Source organism: Cohnella mopanensis (genome assembly GCF_022352055.1).
GTDB classification, from domain to species: Bacteria; Bacillota; Bacilli; order Paenibacillales; family Paenibacillaceae; genus Cohnella; species Cohnella mopanensis.
On the sequence record NZ_JAKRWM010000019.1, the window covers coordinates 1 to 255 of the forward strand.

General features: G+C 53.7%; 1 protein-coding gene. It reads right to left on the minus strand.

Going from position 1 to position 255, the window contains the following annotated elements; genetic code table 11:
* The coding region (locus tag L3D05_RS22330) for an S-layer homology domain-containing protein (RefSeq protein WP_239618603.1) at positions 1–255 on the minus strand (255 nt) is incomplete at both ends.

Below are 255 nucleotides of genomic sequence, written 5' to 3' on the forward strand. Positions count from 1 at the left end.
CGCCTTGCAAGCGTTCGTTACCCATCTGGATACGATTGCAGCCATCTGAGCACGAGTTACAACTTCCGTAGGACGGAATGTACCATCGTTGAATCCGAGGAGTATTCCGTTTGCGCTTGTCGCGTTGATCTCTTGGCTTGCCCAATGCTTGTTCGCCATATCCTTGAAGCTTAACGCTTTCGTGCCTGATGTAGGCAGATTGCGACCCAGCATGGCTGCCATCTCCGCACGGCTCACCGAAGCTTCCGGACGGAA